Origin of the sequence: Sulfitobacter sp. AS92, from assembly GCF_038900015.1 — a bacterium.
In the GTDB taxonomy this organism is placed as follows: Bacteria; Pseudomonadota; Alphaproteobacteria; order Rhodobacterales; family Rhodobacteraceae; genus Sulfitobacter.
On record NZ_JBBMQL010000003.1, the window covers coordinates 328,232 to 350,910 of the forward strand.

The following is a 22,679-nucleotide window of genomic DNA, read 5'->3' on the forward strand; positions in this document are numbered from 1 at the left end:
GTGGGAATTGGATCGCCTCCCAAGATTCTTCTTAGAAGGTCAGCTTGAACTCCAGAGTCTACCGCCATTGCGAGCCTGAGGAGACGCTGCGATCCAAACTGTAGGCCTTCTGCATCGTGTGTGATCTTTCCCGCGTCATCCAATAGGGGACTGTTGCATTGTTCGGGTGAGGCCGGGTTGGGCCGAGTTGGAGAACCGCGCACTTGAGCGGGTAGGGGAGGTGGAGCGTGTCGATCATCGGTCCCTTAAGAAGCAGCGGAAGGCGGCGCAAGAGCGGGGCGATGATCTGAAGGCCGAGGAGCTGGACCGCGACCCGGAGCTGAAGCTGGGGCCAGCGGCCAATTCCATGGAACGGCGCGAGAAGGCGGCGGCAGAGCGAGAGGGGCGGGCATATATGCCGGTCACGGAACGGGGCGCTGTGGTCCATGCCGCCCGCCAGGCCCGTGCCGCGTTCCGTGAAATGCGCGAGCGGCTGGATATCGCGCGGGAGACCTATGGAGCCGAGCGCGAGGCGGGGCAGGGGCGTGTGTCCGCTGGTCTGGCTGCACTCAGCGGCGACATCGAAAGATCGCAGCGCAGAGCGTGGGTCAGACGATGTGCGTAAGCGGTTGGCGCGGATCACCGGGCGAGACCAGGACGGGCCGGAGCGTGGTGGGCAGAGTGACGAAGTACAGGCAAATCTGCGTGAGGTTAATGACCGATTACGCGAGGCGCTTGGGAAGAACCGGGAGAGCGCAGAGCATGATGGCCTCAATAAGGATGACAGGTCGATCCGCGAACGGTTGGACGATGTGTTGAACAAGCCGCGCGAGCGGCTGGAGATCGAGGACGAGCGGGAAGTGGAGCGCGAGGTCGAGAAGGACCGAGACATCGACCGGGGGCCGACACACGGGCTGAGATATGTTATACCAGTCAAATGACATACCTACCATTGTTTGCGGGTCTAGCTCTTTTCGTCATCGGTATTGTTCTCGGTGCATGGCACATGCGGCGCGGAGAGCCTTTTTTTCAAATGGAGTTGAACATCGCAGAAGGTCGCTTCGTCGGTGCGCCCGCTGTTGCACTTATTATTGTTGGCGCGGCCCTAATGGTCGCCGCGCTTTTTCTCGGAACCCGTTCACTAGAAGATCAGATTGCCGGAAAAAACACGACCATCGAGTCTCTAACGTCCCAGCGGGATGGCGCCGAGGATGCGAGGGACTTGGCAATCAAAGAGCGAGACGCTGCCAATGCTGCGCGAAATGCCGCCACTAACGCGCGTGACGAGGCGCAAAATACGTCCCGGTTGGCCATCGACGCAGAAAGTCGTGCCACCGAGGCGAGATCTTTGGCGGAAGCGGAGCGAGATTCTGCTAGAGATTCATTGGCTATAGAAAGGGCAGAGCGTCTGAAGTCATCGAGGCGTGCGATCAGTGCCGAGCTCAAGGCGTCGCAAACTGATAAGGCCATGGCTGAACTTGAACGTCAATTCCGCGACACTGTCCTTTTGATGCAGCGCCTTACGCTATCCCCAAGCGAGGTCGAGTCCTTCACGAAGCTTCGCGACAACCTCAACTCTATCAACGAACATCTTGAAGTTATCTCAATCCACCCGACGGCGAACGTTCTTATCGTGGGACGCGAGCGATGGGCTACATTCACCATCGCAAGGCCCGATTGGACAGAAACTACCCTAGACCAATACACTTTATTCGGCTTCGAGCCGCGTAAGGCGATACCAGTCGACGCTTGGGGCGGCCCGCCATCGGAACAGATGATCGGCGCTCTCGCTGCGAATCTTTGTGAAGCGGCGAACCGAGCAATCTTCAGCAATATAGATTTTTGGGACGCCCTCTCTGAACTGAGCGAGGAACTAGCAGAAGCAAGAGGTAAACCCGTCATCGCGGAACTTGCCGAGAGCGCTTATCTCCGCCTCCTTGTGGCGCAGCGCTTCAGTAGTGCCGAGATGTTAATACGGGGCTATGCAGACACCGCAGATGGTGACTGGTCTGAACCCTTGGAAGATCTGCCGATCCGCGTGAGAGTTTTGCCGCTACAGGATAGGGGGTCCTCGGACGCGATATTTATGGAAGCGCCAAGGGAGATCGACATCGGTCGAGAAATGCAATCTCGTCGCGTTTTCGGTAACGCAGACCTTCCAAACCTCCGCGCGGATGCGGTTGCTCAACTGATTGACCAAATGACAGACCGATGCCGAGACAGTGGCGCAGGCTTGGCAAACATTAATGTTCTAGAAGGCGCGGTCTTGCCGAGGCGCAACAGTGCCTACCGGCGGGCAGTGGGCTATCTCCAAGTGCCTATTCCTTGATCCTTGTTCTAGGGAACGGATGTTCGCTTAGGTAGAACAAAGCTCACCCGTCCCGCGCTTCAAATTAGTTTTGAAGTCCTAATGCTCCGCCAGCGTTGGGTTAAGAAGTTATAGAATGCGAGTAGCCCCCCCTGATCTTTGCCCAGGCATTCTGCGGCTTTGGAGAGACCAGTTTATGGAGCAGATGCGCAACGAACGGGATGTTTCCCCGTAGCGAATTTCGACATACCGCAACCTAACCTAGGTAGGCCGGACTGCAATGCGATTTGACCAATATATGGCCCAAACAAACTATTAACTTCTGCAGCATCTTGTTGCATCCAAGACATGGACTTCTTTTCGCTGCACTGTTCGGCTTCAACGCATGTTTGAATCTCATCAAAGAAATAAACTAGGCGAATAATTGAATTGCGAAGATCCGTATTGTCTTTGAGCTTGTCAGTGACGTAGTTTCCTAGTTCTGATTCCGTTGGACCGAAAATAAGAAATAACTGCGTTTTCTTGTCTGAGAACTCCTGAAGGATGGTTAGCCTGAGATCAAGCAAGGGTTCAGTCTGGAGTGTTTGAACGCGATCCAACACCGCTGCCTCGCGTGCTCTCTTGTCGTCAAGATATTCGCCATAAAAGTATGTAAAAACGCCAACGACCGCCAACGTCAGGCCACCGATATCGACCCATTTTTTGTATCTGGGAGCATCACTCACTACAAATTGACTTCAACTCGGTCGCAAAATCAACCATTTCATCAGCCCCTGTCAACGCGTTCACTACATCGTTCGTTCGTGTGGTTAAGCACTCGAGTTGTTCTTCAAACACGGTGACCACACTTGCAGGGACATTACTTCCGCTGTTGTCTGGTCGTGGAGTTGGTGTAATCGCTTTTGCCATTGCCGAAATGTCTTCGGCCGTTATTTTTGGATCGGGAATTTTTTTTACGATCACGACGATTGGCGCACCCCCTTGCACGGCTATATAATCTTCAATGTTCTCTGCGAGATCAACGATTTTCGCAGTGCTGATCAAACGATCTTGAGCATAAGTATCGCTTGCGTTCAAAACAGCTACCAAAAAGATCGGAAGCAACAGAAGTGAACTTTGTTTAGTCATGGTTTCACTAAGCCTATTTCCGAAAGACGCTCGTACATTGGCCAAAACATGTGGGCGTTGTAACTGCTTATTCCGGGTGCGATCAACGACCAAGCTTCGGATATCGACGCATCACTTTCATGATTTAGGTTGTTCAAAGATATCATCCCATAGTCCGCACTTTCGATCTCTGCGCCCGTTCCCTCGGCCCGCACTTGAATGAATGAGGAATCGATATCTTTTCCTGAGTAGAATGCGCAAACGGCCCACGCGGTGTTTCCACTACCTAGCATCCTATTGTAGTAGACCACCTTATTTTTTAAGGAGTCCGACATTACCTGCAAAGGTCCGTCGCCTCCGAACCATGCTTCAGTGCGATTTTCTGGATAGTGATAACCGGCTTCGGGATAGGTTTTTCTTGCTTGATTGCGCCAATAATATTGATCGCACAATGATTGCATTGCTAGCGCTCTATCTTCATCGGACTTAATGATCGGTTCTTTCCAATGGCCTGCTAGCTGAATGTCGAACGTGAGGGCTTCAAATAACTTATCAACAATGAAAAAGTCCTGATCATGGTGACTAAGCATTTCGCCGATCAACGTGCTAGGCAATCTAGTCCGCGAACCCAGGAATAAAGGATTGGAGTTCAACTGGAAAAAATAGCCCAAATCACTCATTGCCGATTGATAAACAATCCGAGAGACCGTTGGATTTGTCGCAGTCGAGTCCGCTTGTGATATGTTCGGAGAATGGAAGGCAAGTGTTGCAAATGGTTCTATAGTTCGTGAAACTCGACAACGGTTCTTCCAGCAATCATACCCGGCCATGAATACAAGTGCGCAAGCCGAAGCGCATGTCATGCCGTTTTTGACTCTGGTAGAAATACCGTGAGGGGAAGACCAGGGGCCGTCTGTCTCTTTTTCTAAATACTCGACCAGCGTTTTCGCAGCAGATATTGATCCACCGGGGCTGTTTAAGCACAAATCAATCAGCAATGCGCCATGATCAGAGGATGACTGAGCAGTTTTTTTGTAGGCTTCCAAACCCGAGATGAGCTCTGCCACAGACATATCGTCCATTTCCTTTGAAAAAATGATGTCGCAACTGTTGTTGGGTTGGGAGGCAGCGCTGACAGGGATGAGCGCAATGAGCGCAAGGAATCCGGTCAGAGAAAAAAATTTAGCGGTTTTCAACGCGAATACCCCTTATCTTATGGAGGATTTCGTGAACCTAGCCTATTCTGCATTGTGTCCAAAGTCATTTTGTGAAAATTAGTAGGTAGATGCACCACTTGCCGGTTATCGGCGCTCGCTTTGGCACGGCTACTAATCTGCTGCTTTTCCTTAGTTGGCGGGACAATCAAGCAGCGCCAAAAACAGTCTTTTCTGCCCTAGGTGGAGCTACATTTTCTTTCGCACGTGGCAGAGCGTCATTCAAAGCGGCTTGAGCGTCCGAGTTGTCTACGCGCTTCTAGCTCTTCTTGCATCAAACCATCTCGGTAGCCTTCGTCATAGGCATCTGTGAAATTGGAGTTGATGTATTTAAGTAGTTCTGGGCGATCACTATTCTTCTGATAACCCTTTAATCGCATAACCTTAGTTTCCTTGGCATTTCCTGCGCGTGCGTTATCAAAGCCTATTTGATACGCTTCCGCAGAGAGAACAGGTGTTCCCTGCCTGACTGCCACCTCAGCCAGCCCAAGTAGTCCTTTCACAATAGACATCGAGTAGCTCCCATGAGTTGAGCGCGAGCATACAACACTAAGCGGTTTGAAAAAATGAATACTTTTGGCCAGCCACAAACGGTCTTTTTTGTCTCCGCGCTATGATCAACCGAAATCGTTGAAAAATCTTGTGCCACAAACCCCTAGCAAAATTGCCGTCAGTTTTGTCACGTTTCTGGCCACTCCATCAAAAGCTGCCGTTCATACATCGCGCGGCATCGTTCAAAGAGGGCTCGTTTCTGCCATTCGCTGCGGTCGCCCACCCAAACGGCGCTAAGGTTTGCAGTTCAAGGTCGCCTCTGCGGGACTTTGCTGCCGTTAACTCCCATCGCGCACATGGCTGCTTTTCAGCCCAATGCTCAGCGCGTTCTGATTGCCGACATGCTGGACGAGAGCGACGCCGACTGCGCTATCGGGTCCCCGGTGCGGAATATAGGCTATGACATGCCCCTTGGCGGTCCTTCAGTCACAGCGAAAGCCCACGGGTTGAATTTTGGCATTCGTACCGCCCCGGATCCACGGAAGGCCGCATGGTTGATCTTAGACGATCGTATTCAATTGCTTGCTGTGTTCATCGAAGGTTCTCCCGATTTCGCCGGATGAGATGTTCCCGATCGGGCCGTGGAGGCGCCTATTTGTTCAATCAATCAATTTTTGGGTCCCCCATTCCACCACCTCCGCAGGTTTCCATCGACACCGGACAGTACGGCAGGCAGATCAGACATTCGGGCACCTGTGTCGGCCACAACCTGTGTCGGAGCATTGCGCGGCCGGACGCGTCCGTCCTGTGCAACTGGACCATATTCTTCGCCAGATCGAGCCCATCTGTGGTAGAATTCGTCATGGCCGCTCTCCTTCGTGGGTCGTCGTCGGCCCACCTTGGCACGCCAGTTCCGTCGGGCGCGCGCGGTCGCACCATCAAGGCCACCTGGAGGGCAGGACCTTGAGAACACTATGAGAACCAAGATTCTTTTCCAATTGAGGGTTATCGCAATGACGTATTCGAACGACCTGCAGCGCCGTATTGATGACGCGCTGTCCCGCAATGACGTCGCCGAGCTGGACGCCATCCTGGACGAGCACTTCCAGGTCACTGAGGCTTCCCGGCGCCCCTATGATGCCGCTGTCGAGCCGAAACCCGAGTACCGTGAGGCACTTGATCCCGGGCCGTTCGAGGGCAGCGCCGTCGTCAATTGGGCCAACCGCATCAGCCGCGCGAAGCGGCTGGCCGTCTACCGCGTGAGGACCGGAGGTAATTTCCGCGGCACCCGGATCGTCTCGGAGGGGGACAGCTGGTTCCAGTATCCTATCAAGCTGAAGGACGTCATTGACGTCTTCATGGCGCAGGACGACTTCGCTGTTCTGTCGCTGGACGCGGCCGGAGACCTGGTGGAGCACATGGCTGTGCGGCGCGAGTACCACGGCGCGCTGTCGGAGAGCGGGGCGCCCGTCATGCTGTTGTCGGGTGGGGGCAACGATCTGCTGGGTGACGGGCGGCTGGAGCAGCTGCTGCTGCCCTATGCTGACGGCGCCTCGGCGGAGGACCTGGTAGATGCCGCCGCGCTCGAAGGAGCGGTCGCACATATCCTGGGCTACTACCGGCACATCCTGACTGACGTGGCGCAGAACCATCCGCAGGTGATGGTGTTCGGCCACGGCTACGACACGCCCTTTCCAATCGAGGGGGCGCGATATTTCGGGCAGCCCTTCGCGGATGCGGGCATCCCGCTCGACATCGGGCGCGATGTGATCCGTGTGATCTCGGCGGCCTTTGCCGAGGCGCTACGGACGCTGGAGGATGCGTTCGACAATTACCGCTTCGTCGACCTGACCGGCACAGTGGGCAACCACCGCAACAGTTGGGACGACGAACTGCATCCTGAAAACGCGGGTTTCGCCCGGGCCGCAGCGCCGCTGATGGATGCCGTGCGCGCCCATGTCGCCAAGCTGGGCGACGGGTTCGAGATTGCCGCCGTGGCGTCTCCGCCGGAGACCCCTTTCGAGACGGGTTGGCGTCAGACCGTTGTACTCGATCCGGGCCATGGGGGAACGACAGACACGGACTTTACCTCAGCCAGCTGGAACAACGCCGTCGGCCCCGCCGGAACCCTGGAGAAGCGCTGGACGCTGGATGTCTGCCGCCGGGCGCGTCCGATGTTGGAGGCGCGTGGCTACCGCGTCCTACTCACCCGTGACGCCGACGTGAGCGTTTCGGGTCCGGCTCGTCGAGACGTAGCGCGGGAGGTCGCCGCGGAGGTCTTCGTCTCCGTCCACTTCAACGGCTTCAACGGCAGTGTCCAGGGTACCGAGACCTGGCTCCACTCCAACACCGCGTCCAGCCGATCAATTCGGCTGATGAGGAGCGTGCAGTCGGCCATGCTGGCCGAACTCGGGCATCGCGACCGTAACGCGACCCAATCGGCCGACGGGATCATTCGCAAGAGCCTCTCTGTGCTGCACGAATCCGGGCATCATCCCGATACGGCGGTTTGTCTCAACGAGGTCAGCTTTATGGACGTCGCCGCCGAGGAACAGCGGATCATGCAGCCGAGCTACCGTGATCGTATTGCGGGCGCGCTCGCCACCGGGATCGCCGACTACCTCGAGGGTGGGCTAGAGGACGGTTTCGAGATGGCGGGCATCCCCGTCCCCGACGAGGAGGGCAACTGGGGCGATGCCCTCGACGCCATTGCCGCGAGGGAAGGGCTGAGCGTAGCCGCGTACCTGGCGCGGCCGGCGCGCCTGCCGGTGGCCCCCGTCGTCGCGGCGCCTCCTGCTGCCGCGTTCCTAGCGCACGCCGTGGACGGCAGCGCGCTCGCCCCCGCGTCTGGGGGGAGCGCGCTGGACGCGCTCTGGGCTGACATCGCCGCCCCGAGCGGGGACCCGGACGCCGGCGAGGACGCGTTCATCGACCCCTCGCGGGAGCTTGACCTGACGAGCATCGGCGCGGACCCGGACGGGCGCGCCCGCTTCGCCGCCGCCTACGCCCCCGTCATCGCGGCCGCCGACTCGCCATTCGAGGCGGGCGGCTTCGACCTGACCGCGTTTCAAAGCTTCGTCGACGGCCTCGGCCTGCGCCACTTCTCGGCGACGGAACTGCTCTATCTCGGCTGGCGGAACCAGCCCGGTCAGGATTGCGAAGGGCGGAACGCACCGCCTCCGTCCCATCTTTGGGAAAACATGAGGATGACGGCCCAGATGCTGGACGAAATCCGGCATCGCCTGGGGGCCCCCGTTCGCATTCTCAGCGCATATCGCGATCAGTCTTATAATACCTGTATCGGCGGGGCCGCGGGAAGCCTGCACATGCGGTTCAACGCCATAGACTGGACCTGCTCCGGCGGCACGGTGGAGCGCTGGCGGCAAGTCGCGCGTGAGGTTCGCGAAAGCGATCCGCGCTATGCTGGCGGGATTAAGGGCTATTTCGACAGCAACTTCGTCCATGTCGACACGCGCGGCACCGAGGTGGACTTTTGATGGCTGCAGAAAGCGCGCCCTTCATCAGCGACTGGGCGAGCGTCGAAGCCTACGCTAAGCTGAAATCGGGCACGCCGGGCTCCGTCCATAACTTCGAGGAGATGGCCGCAGGATTCGGCGGCTCGGGGTTCGAGGCCGCCGTGGGCGTCGAGAATGTCGTCGATGCAGGACTGCTCGCCATCTTGGCCGACCGGCGGCGCGCGGTCGCCCGCATTACCTGTAGCGGCGTCAATTTCCGCGGTGAACGGGGGGACTGGACGGGAACTGGCTTTCTCGTAGGCCCAAACTTGCTGGTCACAAACAATCACGTGCTTCACGACGTCACATCGGCCGGTCTGGCTCGCGTAGAGTTCGAGTACGAGCGCACGCCCGAGCAGATGCTCGGCGCGGGCGGCACGGTGACGGTGCCGCGCCGGTTGCTGCCGCTCGACCCCGCGCGACTATTCCTGACTAGCGCGGCGGTGGGGGGGCTCGACTACAGCTTCATCTGGATTGGCGACGAAGCGGCCCGCGAGTACGGGTATATCCCGATGTCCCGCGGTTCGTTCGTGCTGCGCCATCACGAGCCGGTCTTCCTGATCCACCACCCGAACGGACGTCCCAAGCAGGCGTCGCTCGACGACACGGAGCTTCTAAACGTGGACGGCGACCTGCTCCTTTATGCCGCCGATACCGATCGCGGCTCCTCCGGCGCGCCGGTGATTGCGCAAACAGGCAAACTCTGCGGGCTGCACCACGCCTTCCGCCGCGACCGCGGGCTGGTCGAGAAACACGAGAAGCGGGCTAAGCGGCTGCAAGACGGATCGGCCTACGAGATCGCCAACGAAGGCATCAAGTTCTCCGCCATCGCTGTCCATCTAGAGCATCGCCTCGCGCGCCCCGGTCCCGACAGGGCCGCCATCGAGACCGTGCTGTCGCACTTCGTCGACTTCGATTCGATCACCGGTCCGTTCGGGGTGCGCGGCCGGACGGAGCCGATACCCCGCCCGCCCGCGCCGCAGGAAGTCAGAGCCGTCCCGGCGGCGGTGGTCGCGGAGCCGGACGGCAACGAGGCCGTACTTCAGGCCTATAAAGCCACAGATCAGGACATCGACGTCGCGATCTGGAACATGGGCTGGCTCGAGTCTCAGGCCAAAGACCGGGCCACGATGCGCCGCGCCGCGACCGTCCTCGCCGACATAACGCAGGATGTCTGGGTGCTGGACGGACTCTCACGGGAGACTGCGAAGCGGCTACGCGACACACTGCACGACGGGTTCGGCCAGCGCCTCGACTGCGCCTTCGCCGAGGACGATACCCACCCGGGGCAGCCGCTGACGACGCTGTTCCACAATCCGCGATCCGTGTCCGTACGACGCGAAGCCTGGCCCCCGAGGATCGAGCGTCTCTGGCGGATCACGGCGCAGAAGGACTTGGAGCTGAAAAGGCTAGAGGGACCAATCTTTCCCAGCTTCCCTGCGCGCTTCATCATCGGCGTGCCGGAGCGCGACCCGGCCTTCACTGTCACCCTTCTCCCGATCTTCATCGGCGCGACCGGGGACGCGGCAGTCCGTCGCTATGCCGCTGCCCGGCTGATGACCTTGGTCTCGGCCGAGATGCTGAAGGACGTGCCATTGGATCAGGACTGGTTGATCGTTGGCGACGTGAACACGCCACTGCGCCGGACCCGCATCGAGGAGATAGCCGAGACGGGCTTCCGTCCGCTGCTGGCGATCGACCAGACATGGGGCGGCTTCAGTTATCTGCGCGGGGAGGACTCTCAGCTCGCGCAGCTCTTCGTGCCTCAAGGCACGGAGACGGTGGGCGACGACGACGGCATGGTCACGCAGATCGACCGCAACTTCAGCGGACGCTTCGTCGACGCGCTGACAGGAGCGAGCCCCCATGGCGTGCGCCTATCGCTCCACAGCATGGCGGCGACGCGTGAGATGCGCGGCTTCGATCGCAGGCTGGAGGCCAAGGTCGAGACGATGCTGGGCACGACCGCATTCGATTCGGCGAGCGGCGAGTGGCTCTGGCGCGGCCTGGACAAGCCCGCCTTCCTCTCCGCCAATGCCGGACGCATTCGCGCCCTACTGGCAGAGGTGAACGCCTGGTCGGCCGACCGACACGGCGATGGTGCGCTGCTGTTGACCGAACTTGACCTGATTGTGATGATCTATTGCGAGGCCGGATTCCAGAAGGGTGTCATGGATGCCGAGGCGAACCACAGCCTGGGCGAGCGGGGGCTGCTGCCCCTGCCGTCTAACCTTGGCTTCTGGATCGGATCCACAGCACCGTCCCACGACACACTGCTCTCTCTGAGGGAGAATATTGGGCTCTACGCTCGCTACCTCGCCGCAATCGTCAACAAGCCGGTCCGTACGAGCCCTGTCGGGATGCTCTATTCCGCCCTTTTCCGGGCCACGGGGATCGCCGGGCACCCGGCCCGCTCGGCCAAGGTGCTGGCGGGTGTGATCCACGGCTATTTCCTGGACCTGAACTACCGCGGCGGCGCAACGGCCGACCCTGCGGCGCTGCTGGCGGGCTATCGGGCCGATCTGGGGGTCCACGCACTGCTTGCGAGTTCGGGCTACGTCCATGCGGGGACGGGCATCCTCGCGAACCGGCAGAGGAACATTGACGCGGCGCTGCGGGACTTTCTAGAAGGGCTGTAGTTTTGGGTTATCGTCGCGAACGCGCGTCATTCCGTAGCTTGGTCGTGTCACGGCGCGGGTTCGTTTCAGGAGGGTCAGTACAACTCCCGTCCAGCGATGAGATCTCCATGTGGCGGCCAAATCTGTAGGGTGAGTCCGTACCTTCACAACATGCCACCGTGAAACACATTGCCCGTTCCGTCATGGTCGTTTTTTCATTTTGGAACAGAGCAGGTGGTGGGCCTAGACATATAAGGAATGCTTGAATCGGCCCTTTATTCGGCTCCCAGCATTAGTGACTCTGGGCTCGAAGCGGACCTTAGCGCCTTGGTCTCCGATTTTAACGCGGTCCATAAGTGCCTTATCCCCCATTTACTCCAGATGCACCGGCACGGGCAGCATCACGCGCCTCGCCAGCGCGTGCCTGTCCTGCAAACCCATCGCATCGCCATAGACTGCGCGTTGTCGAATCTGTTTCACGCTGTGCCCCATCATCTCTCCGCTGATGTCCATCCGCTTCGTTTTTGCCAGCAATCGGCTCTCCCAGGTATGTCGGACGCCGCCGATTGTATGCTGCGGGGATGGCATCAGTCCGTTGTTGCGCATGTATTGGTTCATCGTCGCCGAGTAGGTGCTTTTACCGCGATAGCGCGGAAAGCCGCTTGGATGGCGCTTGGCGGCCGCCAAGGCCACACCGACCAAAGGAACAAGCCGTGTGGATGCGGTATTTTTGATCTCGCGCCGGTTGTCCCCGGCCTCGAACTTGATCTCGAAATGCGGGAAAGGATGATCCAGCACGAAGGCTCCCGGCGGCAGGTCGTAGATCTCGGACTGCCGGCACCCCGTCTCGACCGAGATGAGCAGAATATCTCGCGCCTCATCGTTCGCGCCGTCAAATGCACCGGGGGCAAACCATTTCTCGGTGATCCAATCCACGGGGATCTCGAGCTTGCGGTTCTCGGTCTTGTGCCGGTCTTTCAACGATACTCGATGATACGGGAATGGCGGGTCTGGCTGTGCAATGCTGTCATAATAGCGCCGCAGCATTCCGGCCATATTGGCGAAATCCTTATTGGCGCTTTCGGTCGAAAGATTTTCAGCGGCGACCTTACGCTGCCACCACGCCTTGTGCTTGAGCGCTGCGGCATGGTCGATCTCTGACACAAGCACATCGCGGCCCCCAAGCGCGGTTTGTAGATTGGCGGCCGCGCGTTTGCGCGGATTGCGCCAGAGGCGCATCTGATTCTCGCTCTTGAAGCGGTTGTCGTGGGCTGCGATCCGTTCGACCTCATCGACCAAGCTGGAAAGCCGCAGAGCGGGCTCTTCGATAGCCCCGAGAAGCGCCTTGGTGGCTGCTGACGTAGGTTCGACCGACGACGCCTCCACACGCTCCAGCACGTCCTCCAGAGGCGCTTCCAGCAAGTCGGAAAGTGGCCGGTAGGTAAAGCCCCGCGCTTGGGCAATCTTCTGTGCCGCGCGGTAGGCATCGGCCTCTTCGGGGCGTTCTTTGATGGTGGTCATCTCCTCGAGTTCGGTCAGAAGTTTTGCCTTCACATCCGGCAGCAACTCGCGCGCACGGCGCTCGCTGTCGGTTTCCAAACTACGGTGGATTTCGGTGCGGCCTGCGACGGCGAGATACCGTTTGGGCACCCGCATCCGCAGGTGCCAAGTGTTACCGCGCTTGATCAGTCCTGCCATTCGTGCCACCGTTTCTTTATGATTTCTGATCGGAATAGCGGGTCAGTTGCCTGCTACACATTTTGCTACACATTCGGGGTGCCTGCTGAAACCCGAAAATGAATTTTTTCTTAAAAAATAAGGATTTTTGGACAGAAACCAGCAGATATTCGAATCTCTTCGTCTCCGCCACCCACACCAGAAACCTCGGCCCATTGCCTCGTGTTTCGGTGTGCCTAGGCACCCATCCCAACCGACCCTCCGTACGCAGCTTACGCGGAAAATTTACATCCGCGCGGCATGGTTTTGCCACCCTCCGCCTTATTCTCGGCAGAATCGTAAGTCAGCATTCAATTCATCCGGGGGGACCAAATCCTTGGCGGCAGGGGCAACAAATCGTCCTGACGCTATGCGAAAGGGAGGTTCCAGATGTTGGTTAACGTTAGAGATTGGTCTCGCATCCTTCATAATTGCATCTTCTCGGATGCCGACCAGTCGCTTTGTGCAAGGGCATGGCAGTATCGCGAAAAGAGCCGTCTTTGGGCCGCTTGGGTTGTCGTGTTTACCCCATCTCATTGCGAGCGTAGCTTCCGGCACCATCGGACGCTTCTGTATAGGAAAGCGCGTAAACGGAACGGAGAACCGAGCTAAGGCTCAGACCCCTTTCGGAAACCTGCGATGCCATTGGCCCTAAAATATCGTCTCAGGGCAGTTGCATGCAGATGCATTCACGTCCAGTTTGCCAGTAACGCCGCAGGCGGCCGGATTTGCCGTGCCGCTGGCCTTACCCTAGCAAAGGACAGCTATGCTTCGTCACGATCCAATCTACCCGTCCCACCGATCCCCCGTGGTTGCCGACAACGTGGTCGCGACCTCTCAGCCGCTGGCCACGCAGGCCGGTCTTTTGATGATGCAGCAGGGGGGCAATGCGGTGGATGCGGCGATTGCCACCGCCGCGGCGCTGACGGTGGTGGAGCCTACGGGCAACGGGCTGGGCTCAGACGCGTTTTGCATCTTGTGGGATGGGGAAAAGCTGCACGGGCTGAACGCCTCGGGGCGCGCGCCAGCGGCTTGGTCTCCTGAGCGTTTCCCCGATGGCATGGTCGAGCATGGCTGGGACAGTGTCACGGTGCCGGGCGCAGTCAGCGCCTGGGTCGAGTTAATGGAAAAGTTCGGTAAGCTTGATCTGGCGACCGTGCTGGCCCCGGCGATACGCTATGCCGAAGAAGGTTTTCTGGTTTCGCCGACGATCGCCACGCTTTGGGCGCGCGGGGCCGAGGTCTTGGGCAAACAGCCGGGCTTTGCCGAGACTTTCCTGCCTGATGGGCGCGCCCCAAAGGCGGGTGAACGTTTTCGCAATCCAGGTGCCGCACGCACCCTGCGCCTGATCGCCGAGACCAACGGCCGCGCCTTTTACGAGGGTGAAATCGCCGAAGAGATCGTCGCCCATGCCAAGGCCAATGGCGGTGCGATGACTATGGAGGACTTGGCCGCCAACGCGCCCGAATGGTGTGGCACCATCAGCCAAAGCTTCGACGACGTGGAGCTGCATGAGATTCCGCCAAACGGGCAGGGGATCGCCGCATTGATGGCGCTCGGCATTCTCGAGCATAGCAAAATTCGCGATCACGGCCCCGATGATCTTATGTCTGTGCACCTGCAGATCGAGGCTTGCAAGCTCGCCTATCGCGACTTGCACGCCTATGTCGGCGACCGTCCGGCGATGACCGAGGTGGATGAAAAGGCACTGCTTGATCCTAGTTACCTCAAGTCCCGCGCGGCGCTGATCTCATCTGAGAAAGCGCAGGATTTCGGTGCCGGTGCGCCTAAGCAGGGCGGCACGGTTTTGATGAGCACGGCTGATGCGTCGGGCATGATGGTCAGCTTTATCCAGTCGAACTATGCCGGTTTTGGCTCGGGCGTTGTGGTACCGGGGACGGGCGTGTCGATGCAGAACCGGGGATTTGGTTTTACCACTGAGGCCGGACACCAGAACATCGTTGCGGGCGGCAAGCGCCCCTTTCATACCATCATCCCCGGTTTCGCCATGAAGAACGGCCAACCGCTGATGGCTTACGGCATGATGGGCGGGCCAATTCAGGCGCAAGGCCACATGCAACTGCTGCTGCGCACGCAGCTTTGGGGGCAAGACGTACAGGTTGCTGCCGATGCGCCGCGCTGGCGGATGCTGTCTGGGCTAGAGGTGGCTTGCGAGCCGTCGATGAAGCCGGAGTTGCTGCTAGGGCTGCGCGATCTGGGCCATGTCATCCATGTCGAAGCGCCTGACAACGCTTTCGGTTTTGGCGGGGCGCAGTTGGTGCAGCGTCTGCCCGGGGGCGGATATTCCGCTGGGTCCGATCCACGTAAAGATGGGCAGGCTGCGGGCTTCTAAGCCGCACAGAATGTCTTTGAGAGATAGGCGTGGCCCCTGGCGGGCCACGCCTTTTTTGTATCGGGCCTCAGCCCTTGCTGCGCATTGCGTCGACCGACCATGGCCCCGGGCCTGCAGTGGCGAGGTAAAGGAAGGCAAAGCTATAAAGTGCCGCCAGTTCGCCGCCATTCAGCATCGGGAAGAACCCCTGCGGCATATGTGCGATGAAATAGGCCACGGCCGTCAGACCGCTCAGGATGAAAGCCGATAGGCGCGAGAAAAGGCCGATCACCAGTAGGATGCCAAAGATCAGCTCAATGACACCCGCGATGCCGCCCATTGACGTGATTGATGCGCCGGACATTTGACTTGCTGGAAATCCGAGGATCTTTGTTGTGCCGTGCTGTAGCACCAACAAGCCCGACATGATGCGGAACAGCGATAGGATCTGCGGCTGGTAGGGGGTGAGAAAGGTCATGATTTTCCTTTATTGATCTTTGGGTTGCGAATGCTGAGCGAGTATCAATCGCAGTCAGCGTGATCCGTCCAGCCCGAAGCGCGGGGAGGGGGCATTGTCACACAGCTGTGATCACGGAGCGTACCTTACTATCCACCTAGCAAATCGATTTCGCTGGGGAATATCGATAATCGAAAAAAATTCGACATTCCTAACCAATTGCTCTTGCACACACCGGACCGCCCACGTTAAAGAGCCGCTGTCCGGTGGCGTTACCCATCAGACAGACATAGGCATTCCGGCGTAGCTCAGCGGTAGAGCAGTTGACTGTTAATCAATTGGTCGTAGGTTCGATCCCTACCGCCGGAGCCATATGTTCAGCTAACCCCTGAAATCATTAGATTTTCTCCTTCCAGACTCGAAGCTCTCTGACGAGGTGCACATTTAGGTGCACTCGGCGGTGCACAACACGTGCACAGGAGCGCATTCCCATGCCTCGGAATCGGAGCTTACCGCCACATCTCGAAATCCGTCGATCCGGCTACTTTTGGCGCAGACGTCTACCCCGGTCCCTACGGGACCGGGGCGGCCCTGCGGATAGCGCACCGGGAGGTACGACGGTGCGCATGCCAAAAAAAATGTTTTTGTGCTTTTCGCTTCGTATCCATGTCCTCTCTGAAGCGAAGATCCTGACCCGCCGCCTCACCGAGATGAGCGACCTGGTCTTCGCCGCAGATGCGGAGAAGATGATGGCAATTGCGCCCGACATTCAGGCTATTATGCTCGAGAACCTTGCACGGTTCGAAATCGAGGCCTTCGAGCGTACGCGCGCTGTCGCTGCGCCGCGCTGCTTGGAAGCAGCCGCGTCAGACTTGCGGCGTGAAGAAGTTCTACAACGGACGTTGCGGGAAGCCCTCTATCTCGGAGACCGGGAAATTGCGCGCAATCCTCTCCGCCACGTGGCGACGCAACTTGGGGTTGAGCTTAACGACCGCGATGAAGATTGGACGGCGCTCGCCTATGAAGCCACCAGGGTTTTGCTCGATGTGAGCCAGGAGAGAGCGCGCCGTCAGCAGGGTATATACAACCAGCCTACCGTTTTCTTCCGCCGCGCCCTCAGTACAGAAGTGGCTGCGGCTGCCGCGAGACCCATTGGACAGACGGAACTGGATATCTCGCCGGCGGCTTTTGCCTCCGATGATCCCCTGTCTGCATCACGGCATACCGCACCAACGACAAAAGCAGAGCCTGATACAGCCGCGATCCCTGTACAGGCAACAGCTACGCCCATGGCGGGGGACCTTCCTGAGCAAGCCGCAACGGCCTCCACCGAGATGGTGGGCCAGTTCAAGGGCACGACAGCCTTGACGCCCTGTGTTGTTCCGGCCGACCTCGATATGCCGCAAGGATATGATGAAGAAAGCTGGCAGAAGGCCCGCATTGCAGCCCGACCGCCGCGCATTCTTGTTAACCGATCGTTGCTGTCAGAAGGGTCTCGTGCCGCTTTGGAGAAGCAGCGCGGCATAACACTTACTGAAGCGATCGAGCTCTATTTCGAGCTGCAGAGCTGGGGGTACAGTGCGCCTTTCTCAAAGGCTCAGAGGGTCAAGCCCGTCCCGGAGGAACTCAAGTCAGCTTCCCTTGAAGATCGTCTGAACGAAGACCACCGGGGCAAACTCCGGCTTGCCCGTGACCTCTGGCCGGCCTTGTTGGGCGACGGGCCGGTTGACGAAATCAGCACCGACGAAATGAATGATGCACTCGAGGTAGTTTGGCGGGTCCCTGCCAATCACGCGCGGTCCGCGAAAGACCGCGACCAATATACTTTGCTCGAACGGGTCGAACGCGCCGATTTGCAGAGGGCGCAACTCAAAGATGATATCAAGGCAGCCGTGGCTGAGGGCGCAACTGCTGAGAAGATCGACAAGATGCGGCTGGAGGGACATCTGCCGCGAATTTCGGTCACCACCTATATCAAGCATGGGCGTGTGTTGCGCGCCATCGGCGAAATGCTCTGGGACATGCAGCTTATTGACCACGACCCCTTCGCGATCTGCAGCTGGACCAACGATGATGTGAAAGAGCTGAAGAGCGACGAAGGACGGCGTCAGAGGGAGCCATGGGATGATCGTTTTGACAACTTGCTACAGTCTCCGATCTACCAGAACCCTCTTAAAGACGTCGGTGATCCGCTGTTCTGGGCTCCGCTCATTGCGCGATTCATGGGCATGCGGATGGAGGAAATTCTTCAGCTCGGCCCAGAAGACTTCGGGTCGGACAAGGGGATTCCTTACCTGCGCGTCCGCAACACAATTATCAACGGTCTGAAGACACTGAGCAGCGAAAGAACCTTGCCGATCCACCCGCAATTGATCGAACTTGGCCTTTTAAAACTGGTCAACCTCCGTAAAAAACAGGATCATATCCGGCTCTTCCCTTTCCTCAACCGCGGTAAGCAAAAAGGCACGTTCTCTGCGAACTTTAGCAAGGCTTTCGGCTATTATCGGCGCACGAACGACTGTTACTGGCCTGGAATGGACTTCCATTCCCTGCGCACGACATTCCACCATGACCTTCTGGGTGACGACCAATCAGACGCCATTCGATGCCGGCTCATGGGACATACTCGTAACGATGAAGGAGATCAGAGTTATGGACAGAGTCTAAACATTTCCAAGCTCGCCAACCGGCTGAAGTCTGTGGTCGTTGATATTAGCATGATCCAACCTCCTTTCGAGGAAGTTGACAATACCGCTCCTCAGCCCGGTCAAAAAAACCACCTTCGCGTGGTCGGGTAGGAAGCATCCTGCGGCTCGAATGACCGTTTCCAACAAAGGCGTCGATATGCGCCAGAAAACAGGCGTATGTCGACATCGAAAGGCTAAAGGCCGAACGAAGTGCCGCAAATGACATCTTAAGAGGTCAGGGCTACCCATAGATCTGCACAGAAAGAAAGACAGACAGCATGGCCTGATGCTCTTTCAATATCCCAACGATCTGTTCATCGCTGAAACAGCTTCTCTTCATCGTCTGTCTCCTCAGTTGGAGAACAGGCTAACCTAAAAGGCCGGACATTTCAGGGGAGCAGGTCAATTTAGCAGGGAGAGTGCTTGCCTGGCGCGCATCTGAAGAGTGGGGCGCATTGTGACACCATGACCCTTGGAAAAGGACGGTCCTGCACCGCCAGACAATGATTGTGCCGCTATCCGCGCCGCCTGTAACATCTGGCGCGGCTCACCAGAGGGCTGCCCCCCGGGGCCGCTTCTCAAGTTAAGCCCGCAGTATTCGCAGCCTAAGAAAAGAGTTTCTTTGATCAGTATCCGATGGGAGACATCGTTTCTGGTCAGTTTCTAAAATGGCGCTATTAAATGTTACATTGGGTCAAAGGTACTGTGCGGTCCCAGAGCAGACAACATCGAAAACGGCCGCACCGGGACTTCGCGCTCCCCCTATCATCTGGAGCAAATTGGCTCGATTGCGGCTTGATGCGCAGCTGCAATATGTGTGGTCAGGTATCGCTAAACTTGATTTAGCCGAGTGAATTGGTGTCGACACCGCTCGTGCTATGCGGCCTGAAAGCTATCGGCTACATCCTCAACTCAGGCCAAAGAATGACGCCAAGGCTGTCGTTGCCCTTAGAAAAACCCGCAACAACTCCTTAAGCCTTTCCGTGTCGCCCCGTGCCTTCGACGTCGGCACGTGTGGCCTCCTCATGCACCGAAAGCATCGAAAAGGTCGTCGATTTCCTTGGCCGCGGCAGCAAGCGCGGCTTGTTTTGCCCGAACCCCGGTGTATTTCTTACGCGCTTGCTGCGACGTGTGATCGTTCACCAACATGCCTCCCAGCGTCGCATCTTCACTAATGGCAAACACCACGTCATAGACGATAGATCGACAGATGTGCCCTCCGGTGCCAAACTCTGTCGACCAGACCTGCGAAACATAATTCTCAGAGACGGGCATACCGTTTGGATGGACGAACAGCGGCCATTGCTGCTCCTCAGCAGTTGCCCGCAATGTTGCAAGATATTTCGGGTCATCATCTTGCAGCAACCGTGCATCGACAAAGTGCTGCACGCTTGGATGTACGGAACCTGGATACTTCTCTCGACCGATGCGATGGCGGGTTTTGCGCAGCTTGTAGTCGCGGAGACGATAGCGGCCCTTGGTCCAGACCAGATCGCGGCCGAACCTGAGATCGTGCCATTCGCGTCGAAGCGGGGTCATCGGAGGCAAGGCTATTGCGAGAGCTCTGTTTCGTTGGATGAGGCGTTGCGCCGGATTGGCCGGCCCGGTTGCCTTTGCAAGGATGACTTCGGCACGGGGCATAAGGGCCGTTATATCGATGGCGGCAAGAGCCGCATATTTCTGGGCGGTTTCAACGTTAGCTCGATCCCGCAGTTTCTTGAGAAGCTTGTCCAGCTCTCTGATCAGATGTTTCGGATACGCCTTCGAGAAGCGCAAGAAATCCCGGAGGTCGGCGAATGTCGCAATCACTGTTGAAGTTCTCAAGGGTGCCCCCCGAGCGGAAATTCTCGTCGTCTCGTACGCATAAAATCCGCGCAGTGACACGATGTCGAACTCCAGCGCCAGGCCGCTTTCCCTCAGATACCAGCCGTACTGACAGAGTTTGCGTATCATGCGGTCGTACAGATCGGATACCAGCTTGATTTCGCCGTCATCTTTGCGGTCTCGAATCTGTGCAAGGTTTTGTTTCCAGTCGTCGGGTAAGTCATCGAAATAGAGAGAGATCTTTCGCTCGTAATCGCGACGCGGTTCGCGTGTAACCCCCGCGAAGTGCGCACAAGCAGTCAGGGCCTTTTCCGCGGCTCGAAGTGACGCAAGGGGCGCAGCCGCCGGGCCATCGGTCTTGATCATTGCAGCAATGGCTTCGTTGACAGTGCTTGCCCCACCGTTGAGGCGCGCCCAGACATGGCAGTCGGATAGTGTCAATTTCGTGCAGCCATGTTCAGACATGAACTCGACGAGACTGTCGAGTGCCTGCAATTGGTTGAGCGGCAGGCTGAGCAGGGTGGTCGAAGCGGCGTTGGGCTGCCAATGCGGCTTTGCGAGAATTATGTGTCGGGTCATTTTCCGGCCAAAGCCTCCGCCAGCAGGTCCTGCACCTCTTCGAGCTTCTGCCGCTTGTCGATCCAGCCATAATAGGTTTCAAGCACGCCTGTTGAGCAGCCGAGATAAGCGGCAGCACGACCGCGGTTGCTCCAGGAACGCGCGAGCAACAGCGTGGCGAACCCATGTCGGAAATTATGCGGGAACATCGGCAACCCAATCTCGGCGCTGCTTCTGCGGAACCATTTGTAGAGCATCGCCCCGTTCAGCGGATTAGCAGATTGTTCTGAGACGAATAGATGTGTGGCCATCGGGCATTTCTGCGCTTCACAGTGCTCTGGGTTTGCAAAATCAAAAAGCGGGCGCGCAGCTTTTAGATACCAGTCAAGGACTTCGTAGCCGCAGTACTGGTCATCGCGGATTCGTATGGGTGGCATTTCAATATATTCGCCTTTCATATCTTTCTGCGCGACCCGCAGTTCGAAATACTTTTCCTCGCCGACCGTTTTCCGAAAGAAATTTTGCGTGGTGCCACCACATTCCCCGGTTAGCGCGCTGCCTTTTCTCAAACCTGCCCCGCGGATTTCGATGGCGGCGAAAGCCGCACATGTTGCAAACCTCCGGGCGCTACGAAGCTGCAACGTCGTAAGAGTTTTGTCGGTGGCGAGAATATCTTTCGCGCGGTCTTGGTAAAGCACATGCTGTCGGAGAAAAGTTCTTACATCGGCAGAGTTGTGAATGAGGTTCTCGCAGAAGATTCGGTTCTTCGGGGACATCTTCTCGCCAGACGCGTGACCTTCTCTGAGATGCGGGTTCTTCTTCAGACTGTTAACCCATTTCTTCGTTTTAAGGCCATCGGCCTTGCCAATCTGTGCAATGATGCGGACGTAACCCGCCGCGGTTCTCAGACTGAACCTGGCATCCGTTTCCGACATGTCGATCCAGTGACGTATGACAGCGATGCGAACATCGCTTTTGAACAGCTGGTCGAGGCAGTTCAATGATGAGAGGTTCACCATGTTTGTTTCTTGTCCAGCTCGGGCCAAAGCGACAAGTGCAGCGGTATATGTTTGTGCTGTCTTCGCGTTGAAATTTTCGCTGCAAGTCTGAGATACGTCATCAAAAGTCTTCCGGTCGTAGCGCGCCGCCTCGACCATCTCCGCGATCATCTCGCGGACGGTGTCGGGCACTGGAGTGCGTGCCGTAGGAATAAGATAGTCAGTGTCGAAGTTTTCAGGCAGAAAACCCGCAACCTGTGGGAAAATGCGGTGACGTCCAAGCGCCCTGAGGGCTTTGATGGATGCCTCTCTCTCGTGCGCTGGCATTCCATCTAAGAACGCTGGGATGATGTTAGGGGTCAAATCCATCGGGTCGATGCCCGCCGCTCGCGCCCGGTCGGAAAAGGTACGAATTGAGCCAAATGTCCCAGGATGTACAGGACCATGATCTTTGGAAAGTTCCTCAAGGAGCGCGAGGAAAGGTCTCCAGCCGTCTATGCGCTTCCGCAATACCTGCTTCGCAGCGATCATGCCAAGGGTGGTCTTGATCCTGCGGCAGACGACTTCGCGCCATTTGGCGTAACTGCTTTCTGATTTCCAGAATTCGCGATCGGACCCGGGCAGCGGTCTCGTACCGATCTGTTTGAGGGTCTGAAAATTGTTCTCGAACCAAGTCAACAGATCAACACCGCCACCGTCCAAGGTTGAAAGGGGGGCGGCGAAAAACTTGCTCAATCTGGCGATGCGTTTGCGTTCGGTCCCGTCGCTGGTCTCGTCGAACACGGTCTGCATGGTTTTTGGAGTTGGCATCACGACAGCCGTAGCGGCTTGAGTGGCACTGGAGAATAAACCCATTCTATTTTCCTTAATGAAT

15 protein-coding genes and 1 tRNA gene are annotated in these 22,679 nt (G+C 57.7%); 8 read left to right on the plus strand and 8 right to left on the minus strand.

Going from position 1 to position 22,679, the window contains the following annotated elements:
- The first annotated feature begins 166 nt into the window (after positions 1–166).
- From WNY61_RS07775 to WNY61_RS07785, 3 genes are read left to right on the plus strand one after another with little or no spacing between them, the layout of a single operon-like run.
- Complete coding sequence (locus tag WNY61_RS07775) at positions 167–604, plus strand: hypothetical protein (RefSeq protein ID WP_342850898.1); 438 nt, start codon at positions 167–169, stop codon at positions 602–604.
- Positions 597–920, plus strand: a complete 324-nt coding sequence (locus WNY61_RS07780) for a hypothetical protein (RefSeq protein ID WP_342850899.1) — start codon at positions 597–599, stop codon at positions 918–920. The genes WNY61_RS07775 and WNY61_RS07780 overlap by 8 nt, the downstream gene beginning before the upstream one ends.
- Positions 917–2,308: a hypothetical protein gene (locus tag WNY61_RS07785; RefSeq protein WP_342850900.1), complete on the plus strand. Its 1,392-nt coding sequence runs from the start codon at positions 917–919 to the stop codon at positions 2,306–2,308. The genes WNY61_RS07780 and WNY61_RS07785 overlap by 4 nt, the downstream gene beginning before the upstream one ends.
- A gap of 173 nt (positions 2,309–2,481) precedes the next feature.
- On the opposite strand, the gene WNY61_RS07790 is transcribed toward WNY61_RS07785, so the two are convergent.
- The 4 genes from WNY61_RS07790 to WNY61_RS07805 all read right to left on the minus strand — a co-directional run bounded on the left by WNY61_RS07790 (position 2,482) and on the right by WNY61_RS07805 (position 5,120).
- Positions 2,482–3,012, minus strand: coding sequence for a hypothetical protein (locus tag WNY61_RS07790; protein WP_342850901.1), 531 nt, complete (start codon positions 3,010–3,012; stop codon positions 2,482–2,484).
- Complete coding sequence (locus WNY61_RS07795; RefSeq protein ID WP_342850902.1) at positions 3,005–3,415, minus strand: hypothetical protein; 411 nt, start codon at positions 3,413–3,415, stop codon at positions 3,005–3,007. Before WNY61_RS07795 ends, WNY61_RS07790 begins: the two co-directional genes overlap by 8 nt.
- Positions 3,412–4,590: a hypothetical protein gene (locus WNY61_RS07800; protein WP_342850903.1), complete on the minus strand. Its 1,179-nt coding sequence runs from the start codon at positions 4,588–4,590 to the stop codon at positions 3,412–3,414. The genes WNY61_RS07795 and WNY61_RS07800 overlap by 4 nt, the downstream gene beginning before the upstream one ends.
- Positions 4,591–4,826: 236 nt before the next feature.
- The gene (locus WNY61_RS07805) at positions 4,827–5,120 is read right to left on the minus strand and encodes a hypothetical protein (protein ID WP_342850904.1); all 294 of its coding nucleotides are present in this window, start codon (positions 5,118–5,120) and stop codon (positions 4,827–4,829) included.
- A 993-nt stretch (positions 5,121–6,113) separates the two neighbouring features.
- Between WNY61_RS07805 and WNY61_RS07810 the strand changes: the two genes are divergently transcribed.
- Positions 6,114–8,597: an N-acetylmuramoyl-L-alanine amidase gene (locus tag WNY61_RS07810; protein WP_342850905.1), complete on the plus strand. Its 2,484-nt coding sequence runs from the start codon at positions 6,114–6,116 to the stop codon at positions 8,595–8,597.
- Positions 8,597–11,254: a serine protease gene (locus WNY61_RS07815; RefSeq protein WP_342850906.1), complete on the plus strand. Its 2,658-nt coding sequence runs from the start codon at positions 8,597–8,599 to the stop codon at positions 11,252–11,254. The genes WNY61_RS07810 and WNY61_RS07815 overlap by 1 nt, the downstream gene beginning before the upstream one ends.
- Before the next feature lie 351 nt (positions 11,255–11,605).
- Here the strand turns inward: WNY61_RS07815 and WNY61_RS07820 are convergent, their stop codons facing one another.
- Positions 11,606–12,931, minus strand: a complete 1,326-nt coding sequence (locus WNY61_RS07820) for a DUF6538 domain-containing protein (RefSeq protein ID WP_342850907.1) — start codon at positions 12,929–12,931, stop codon at positions 11,606–11,608.
- A gap of 784 nt (positions 12,932–13,715) precedes the next feature.
- Between WNY61_RS07820 and WNY61_RS07825 the strand changes: the two genes are divergently transcribed.
- Positions 13,716–15,302 carry a gamma-glutamyltransferase family protein gene (locus WNY61_RS07825; RefSeq protein ID WP_342850908.1) on the plus strand — a complete coding sequence of 529 codons (1,587 nt, stop codon included), beginning with the start codon at positions 13,716–13,718 and terminating at the stop codon, positions 15,300–15,302.
- A gap of 67 nt (positions 15,303–15,369) precedes the next feature.
- On the opposite strand, the gene WNY61_RS07830 is transcribed toward WNY61_RS07825, so the two are convergent.
- Positions 15,370–15,759 (minus strand): DoxX family protein, encoded by a 390-nt coding sequence (locus tag WNY61_RS07830; RefSeq protein ID WP_342850909.1) that lies wholly within the window; start codon positions 15,757–15,759, stop codon positions 15,370–15,372.
- A gap of 276 nt (positions 15,760–16,035) precedes the next feature.
- Between WNY61_RS07830 and WNY61_RS07835 the strand changes: the two genes are divergently transcribed.
- Both WNY61_RS07835 and WNY61_RS07840 read left to right on the plus strand, forming a co-directional pair.
- Positions 16,036–16,110, plus strand: a tRNA-Asn gene (locus WNY61_RS07835).
- Between the two features lie 254 nt (positions 16,111–16,364).
- Positions 16,365–18,536, plus strand: coding sequence for a hypothetical protein (locus WNY61_RS07840; protein WP_342850910.1), 2,172 nt, complete (start codon positions 16,365–16,367; stop codon positions 18,534–18,536).
- 912 nt (positions 18,537–19,448) lie between these two features.
- Here the strand turns inward: WNY61_RS07840 and WNY61_RS07845 are convergent.
- Both WNY61_RS07845 and WNY61_RS07850 read right to left on the minus strand, forming a co-directional pair.
- A complete protein-coding gene (locus tag WNY61_RS07845; RefSeq protein ID WP_342850911.1) occupies positions 19,449–20,828 on the minus strand; it encodes a hypothetical protein in 1,380 nt (459 codons plus the stop codon).
- Positions 20,825–22,660 (minus strand): hypothetical protein, encoded by a 1,836-nt coding sequence (locus WNY61_RS07850; protein WP_342850912.1) that lies wholly within the window; start codon positions 22,658–22,660, stop codon positions 20,825–20,827. Before WNY61_RS07850 ends, WNY61_RS07845 begins: the two co-directional genes overlap by 4 nt.
- Positions 22,661–22,679: the final 19 nt, after the last annotated feature.